A 6,925-nucleotide genomic window follows, 5' to 3' on the forward strand; every position below is an offset into this window, starting at 1 on the left:
TTATTCAGTCCTTTTTTTATTGGGCTCTGCCCCTACCGACATTTTTAATGTACCACCTTTTGCGACATCGCTTAGGCCTATTGAAAGCTTATCCAGGCTTTTACCGTTTAACGATACATCCTGAAGATATACGTTAGCCTTTTCGTTATTGCTTACCTCAATAGTAAAAGGCTTACGACCTGTTGATGCGGGAAGTTTTATCGAAACTTTATCAAATAATGGGCTGCTTAGCTGAAACGACGGATTGATGTCTGTTAAACCTTTTACATCAAACAGCCCTATAGAAGACATTACATACCAGGCACCCAGCTGGCCCTGGTCTTCATCCTGCCCGTAGCCGTAGCCGTGTATACCTTCAGTACCATAAAACTCATCGCATATGGCATGTACCCATTTTTGGGTTAGATAAGGCTTGCCCGAATAGTTAAACAACCACGATATGTGAAGGTTAGGCTGGTTACCGTGATTATAGTAGCCAGAGAGGCCTGCAAATGCGTCTATTTTAGTACCGCCACCAAAAACATTTTTCTGTGATATTTCAAATATTTTCTCAAGCCTTTCATTAAAGGTATCCTTACCTAATGTTGCTACTAACTCATCAACAGCGTGGGGAACATAAAAAGTATATTGCCAGGCGTTTCCTTCCTGAAAACCGCGCCACGGTTGTGATGGGTCAAAGTTCGACACGAAATTTCCATTAGCATATTTTGGCCTTATAAATTTCGTCTCGTTGTCGTACAGCAATTTCCAGCCGTTTGATAATTTCATGAGTTGTTCATAATCGCTAGTTTTGCCCAGTGCTTTTGCAAACTGCGCTACGGCATAGGCACTGTAAGAATACTCCAGGGTATGTGAGGCCGAAAACCCTGAGCCCTGTGTAGTGGTGTTAAAACCGATATCGTCTATTTGTGGCGAGTAGCCGCGCTCAACAAATTGTTTAACGTCCATTTTTCCGGCACCTTCTATACGGCCCTTCCATTCAAGCTCGTTTTTAAGCGCCGCTGCATACGCTACATCAACATCATAATTTCTTATGCCGCTGTTGTAGGCCGATGCTATAGCCAGTCCGGTAAAGTTTGTACCCACTCCCGAAACATACTTGCCAGATGCGATACCATCTCCTAACCAGCCTGCATCTTTATAAACAAGCAATTGTGCCTGTACCCAGTCGGCATAATATTCCGGGTACGCCAGTGCCCACAACTGAGTAAGATTCCAGAAACCACCCCATATTGCATCGCTGTTGTAGTAATTATATTCAGGAACCCCTTTAGCATTTAAAGGTATTTGCCCCACTTTACCGTTATTCATAGGGTAAGCCCCATTTACATCACTACCCAGGCCACGCCCCAATAGCGCATGGTATAAACCGGTATAAAATTTAATTTTATCCGTTTCGTTTTTTCCTTCAACGGTTATCCTTCCCAGATAATCGTTCCACATAGCCAGGCTTTGCTTTTTGGCTTTGTCAAAATTAAGTTTTTTAGCCTCGGCATTAAGGTTTAGCTTAGCGTTAGCCACAGAGGTAAAAGACAGCCCTATTTTAACGGTTATAGCTTCATTTTCTTTAGTAGTAAATGTAAAGTAAGCGCCTGAACCTTCACCGGCAATTTCTTTTTCGCCGGCTTTCCTGTCGTTTTTATTAAACACGCCATATGCTGAAGCCTTTTTATCCAGTACTGCATAAAAATACATGGCAACCTCAGCACCCTCCTGATATTTCTTTACATATTCGGGCGTTGTTATTACATACCCTTCTATACTGCCGTCTTTGTTAATGGTAACTTTAGCATCTTTTACCGCACCGCTTTCCCCCTGTCTGTTGCCGATGTCGAATATAATATGCGACTGTGCTGATTTAGGAAACGTATAACGCTGAAAACCCACTCTCTTTGTTGCAGTAAGTTCAGCCTTAATGTTGTAATCTTTTAATAAAACAGAATAGTAGCCTGATGTTGCATGCTCATCTTTACGGTCAAAAGCAGATCTGTAACCTTCATCGTTATTTTTAAGGCTTCCCGGTATGGTTTGCAGTGTGCCTACACTTGGCGCTACTACAATACCCCCTACCTGAAATTCGTGTAAACAGGCAAAACCTTCTATAGAGCTATCTCTGTGGTCGTACCCTGTAGCCTCCCACCCCTGAATGTTACCTAAGTGCGCGTTTGTAGATGGGCCGAGTTTTGCCAGGCCAAAAGGCATAGCGCCGGGAGTGTAAAAAAACCAGCGGCTGTGTGCCGTACCTATATTAGGGTCTACATAATCTGATAACTGGCTGTATTTTTTTTGGGCGTTCGTAAACTGTGAAGCAAAACACGCCATAAGCAGTAATATAATGCTTATATTTTTTTTCATATTATATTATTTAACGATTATCAAATTGCGTAAAGTATACTATATCTTTTAAAACAAGTCATTTTATATTGTACATATGTATATACAATATCGTTTTAGCAAAGTAAAGTAATTGTATTGATATAACAAAATCTTATTTTTAATCGTGCGAAATTAATTAACTTTGTACCTATGAGTGTATTAAAATACGTCAGTTCAATAGTGCCATACGGAAGAATTAAATAATATGAAGATAAAATTAGATCATAACAGTCCGATACCTCTTCATATCCAGATAGAAGAACAAATAAGGATAGCCATAAGGGCGGATGAATACCAAAGCGGAAAAAAATTGCCCAACGAAATGGATTTGTCTAAACAATTAGGCATATCACGCAGCACACTTAGACAGTCGTTAAACAAACTTATGATTGAAGGTTTACTGGTGCGTAAAAAAGGCGTAGGCACCTTTGTAAAAAAAACCGGAATAAACTCTAAGGCCCAAAACTGGCAAAGCTTTTCCCAAGAAATGAAAACTCTGGGTGTTACCATAAAAAACTACGAGCTGCACATAAGCTGGGTGTACCCCGATGAGCAACTGTGCCTGTTTTTTGATATTGCTAAAAATATTAAAATATTAAAATTAGAACGCCTGCGCGGAAAAGAAGAATACCCCTTTGTTTACTTTATATCGTATTTTCACCCAAGGATAGGACTAACCGGCAATGAGGATTTTACAAGGCCGTTGTATGACATTTTAGAAAGTGATTATAACTCGGTTGCAAATTTTTCTAAAGAAGAAATCAGTGCCATAGCGGCCACCCCTTTTTTAGCGGAGAAACTCGAAATTAAATCAGGCGAACCGGTGCTAAAACGAATGCGCTTTGTTTACGATCCCGGTACACGCCCGCTCGAATGGAATGTAGGCTATTATAAAGCCGACAGCTTTATCTATACGCTTGAATTTGAACGATAATTGGAATTGCAATAGTCTACGATAGGTTTTTGATGTTAATTTTTCCTTTATAAAGATTGGTTTTATGCCACTTTTAGATTGTTTTGAGCTATTAAGTTCATATGGGGCGGTCTAATAGAGGGCCAGAAATTTATTTGTATTTAAAACTGTCCAACCTAAAAATAATTTATTTACCGTCTTGTCGTTCCCGCATAGTCGACATAAAAGATTGTTTCATCTATGTTATACCACTTTCAGACCTGGCGCAAAAATTGGAGATGGCAACCCAGTTTAATATGCTGAAGCCCTACAATGACCGAGAGGATATTATATGTATACAGCCAAACTGTTCTTTAGCAGCTAGCAATCTTAATCTAGCTGTTATGGACATCATACAGGTATGTATGACTGCCTTATACGCTATGGAAGAAAGTGGTAATGACAGGAAAATGGCTTCGGCACTTACCATTGCCGATGTCCTTAAAATTGCCCTTGAACTTATGCCGATGGAGGAATTTCAGGTATTGGGTAGTTGTTACAAATTACATTTGAAACTTAGAGAAAAGGATAATTAAGAAGGAAATCAAGAGTAAATTTTGACTATGATAAATCCGAACCTGTATGTAATTTTATTTGCTACGTGTTGCTGAAAGGCAACATTCTGAGAAAATGTCGAATTACAAATGAGGGTGAATTATGAGCGAGCACGTAACTAAAGACGATTTGAGGCAGTACAGCCTTATGATTATTGACGATATCCGTAAACTAAAAACCGAGATTAAAAAGATGACCAGTTAGAATGGCTGAAAAGCCGTGCTGCCAAAAAAATGCTGACGATGTCGGCAGGCTCTTTACAAAACCTGAGGGTGACCGGGCAGGTACGATTTAAAAAGGTTTTAGGCTCTTACTACTACAGGGGAGACTTAGAGAAATTATTTACCGGAAACTGATGAATGAAAACAAAGTCCATTCATAACCATCTTTCCAAATTGGAAATGATGCCAGGCTCAACGTCTGGCATTTTGCACTCCTAACCGCTATACTAACTTTAGCCGCAAGACAAAAACAATCCAAAACCATTAATGTGAGTAGGAGAAAGCTAATGGCACTGTCACATATTAAGACGCTCCCATCATACCATAAATATTTAAAAGAGCTTCAGGAACTGGGAATAATAAAATACACACCTTCCTATCATCCTGGGTATAGAAGTGAGTTTGAGCTGTTGGTTTGACTTAATTGTGTCATCACCGATGACACAATTGTAATTTACTATGGTTACACCCATTTAAAGCAAAAAAGGTTTTGGATTATTTATTCTTTAGTATATTTACTTCCCTGTAATTAATTACAGTTGTAATACTATACAATTATTCAGTTACTATTGAATTTTAAGAATCAGTATGTCTAAATTGAAACAAATAAGAGAGCTACAAAATTTAACACAGGAGGAACTCTCTGCAAATTCCGGGATTTCGGTCCGGACTATTCAAAGAATAGAATCTGGCGTAATACCAAAAGGACATACCCTTAAAGCACTTACAAAAGCACTCAACGTAGCAGAAAATGAATTATCTGGAGTATCAGTTAAAACTGAAGATATCAGAGTTGAAGAAAATCATGTTCAAGTCGAAGAATTATCGGCTCATATAGATTACCAAAGGTTGAAACTAATCAATCTTTCTTCGATTCTATTTGTTATACTACCACCGCTAAATATACTTGTCCCATTTATATTGTCTCGTTTACTTCGTCAAAATAATCTTCTATTAAAACAAATTATATCGCTCCAGATTCTGTGGACAGTACTTGCTCCAATCTTTTTTATCCTGGGGATATTATTAAAACTGGGACATTCTTTTACAATTGTGCTAATCGCTGCAATTGCATTATCCAATGTGTTTCTTATACTTGCTAATCTTGCTGAATTAGACCGGAATAAAAAATTACGGTTCAGATTGAAATTCAGTGTTATATAGATAGTGTCAGGCAATTGGCGGGTTATTGGCGCCTTGTTTTTTTTGCGGTAATTATTGGAATTGCAACCTTTGTCAAAAAAGACAATGGCAAAAAAAATCCAGTTAGTATGTATGTTCTTCCTGCTTTTTTCAAAAGTAGCATGCGCCCAACTTAACAGTTCTGATTTACTTTACAAGACTATTTTAGAAAAAGACAGCCTGCTTTTTTCGGTAGGATTTAACAACTGTGACATTACTCAATTCGAAAATTTATTGAGTGATAAACTTATTTTTTTACATGATAAAAACGGAGTCTCAAACAAACAGCAATTTTTAAAGGATCTAGAAAATGGACTGTGTAAGAATCCGGGGGTAAGGCAAGTAAAAAGAATTCTGGAAAAAGGAAGTACGAAAATATACCCCTTATATAAAGATGGTATCATATACGGTGCTGTGCAGGATGGAACCCACCTGTTTTATGATAATACAGAAAATACACCAGGTGTTGCAAAATTTTCTAATATTTGGGAGTTGGAAAACGGGAAATGGAAATTGGCGATTTCCTTAAGCTATGACCACCAATCTTATTCAGGTGATATCATGCCATCATCTTTCGATAATGACACTGAAATTGAAAACTGGCTGAAGCGAAACAATATAAAAACACTGGGGCTTGGCATAATAGAAGGAGGTAAACTGAAACAAGTGAAAGTTTACGGCGAACTTAAAGAGAGAACTGCAGCTCCTTATAATACTGTATTTAATGTGGCATCGCTTGCAAAAACGATAACAGCAATGGTAACTTTAAAATTGGTAAGCTTAGGGAAGTGGAAACTTGATGAGCCTATTTTTCACTATTGGACAGACCCGGATGTTAAAAATGATCCCCGGCACAAAAAGCTCACTACACGAATGGTCTTAAGTCATCAAACCGGATTTCCTAATTGGAGATACCTTAACACAGAGAATAAGCTAAGCTTTGAATTTGAACCCGGTACTAAATATCAATATTCAGGGGAAGGATTTGAATATTTACGTAAAGCGATTGAAATAAAATTTAAAAAATCCTTAGAGCAATTGGCAAAAGAACTAGTGTTTGAACGATTGGATATAAATGACACTTCTTACCTGTGGAATGATGAAAATTATTCATCAAGATTTGCTTCTGGCCATGATGCCACTGGAAAGCTTTACAGCAATGCAAAAAATCAAACAGTAAATGCTGCTGATGACCTGCATACTACAATTGCAGATTATGGGACCTTCCTTGTCAGTATTTTGAACGGTGAAAGCCTAAACAAGGAAGTATACCAGGAAATGATAAAGCCGCAGGTAAAAACGAAAAAGAATAAATACTTTGGATTGGGATTAGAACTATACGATTTAGGAAATAGTGAATATGCAATTTCTCATGGAGGTTCAGACAACGGAACGCAGTGCCTTACGTTCTTGTTGCCAAAGACCAATCAAGGGATACTAATCTTCACTAATTCTGATGTAGGCTATAAACTCTACAATGAATTACTTGTTCACTACTTAGGAGAAAAAGGAAAGAAACTGATTGACATTGAAAATAATGAGTGACCTAAAGAAAGTTATTTTAAAGGGGCTGTCTCAAAAGTGAGTCAGCCCTATTTTTTTTAAACAAATAAGGGAGCCCGCGGGTTCCCTTTATTCT

At 38.0% G+C, this 6,925-nt stretch carries 5 protein-coding genes; 4 read left to right on the forward strand and 1 reads right to left on the reverse strand.

Annotated elements, in window-relative coordinates; all coding sequences use genetic code 11:
• A complete protein-coding gene (locus ABS766_RS08945) occupies positions 1–2,355 on the reverse strand; it encodes a GH92 family glycosyl hydrolase (RefSeq protein WP_408084797.1) in 2,355 nt (784 codons plus the stop codon).
• A 226-nt stretch (positions 2,356–2,581) separates the two neighbouring features.
• Between ABS766_RS08945 and ABS766_RS08950 the strand changes: the two genes are divergently transcribed.
• From ABS766_RS08950 to ABS766_RS08965, 4 genes are all read left to right on the forward strand, one after another.
• A complete protein-coding gene (locus tag ABS766_RS08950; RefSeq protein ID WP_408084798.1) occupies positions 2,582–3,310 on the forward strand; it encodes a GntR family transcriptional regulator in 729 nt (242 codons plus the stop codon).
• A gap of 362 nt (positions 3,311–3,672) precedes the next feature.
• Positions 3,673–3,864 carry a hypothetical protein gene (locus tag ABS766_RS08955; RefSeq protein WP_408084799.1) on the forward strand — a complete coding sequence of 64 codons (192 nt, stop codon included), beginning with the start codon at positions 3,673–3,675 and terminating at the stop codon, positions 3,862–3,864.
• A gap of 828 nt (positions 3,865–4,692) precedes the next feature.
• Positions 4,693–5,268 carry a helix-turn-helix domain-containing protein gene (locus ABS766_RS08960; protein ID WP_408084800.1) on the forward strand — a complete coding sequence of 192 codons (576 nt, stop codon included), beginning with the start codon at positions 4,693–4,695 and terminating at the stop codon, positions 5,266–5,268.
• Between the two features lie 84 nt (positions 5,269–5,352).
• Positions 5,353–6,831, forward strand: coding sequence for a serine hydrolase (locus ABS766_RS08965; RefSeq protein WP_408084801.1), 1,479 nt, complete (start codon positions 5,353–5,355; stop codon positions 6,829–6,831).
• The last annotated feature ends 94 nt before the right edge of the window (positions 6,832–6,925 follow it).

Source organism: Flavobacterium rhizosphaerae, from assembly GCF_046000445.1.
GTDB classification, from domain to species: domain Bacteria; phylum Bacteroidota; class Bacteroidia; order Flavobacteriales; family Flavobacteriaceae; genus Flavobacterium; species Flavobacterium rhizosphaerae.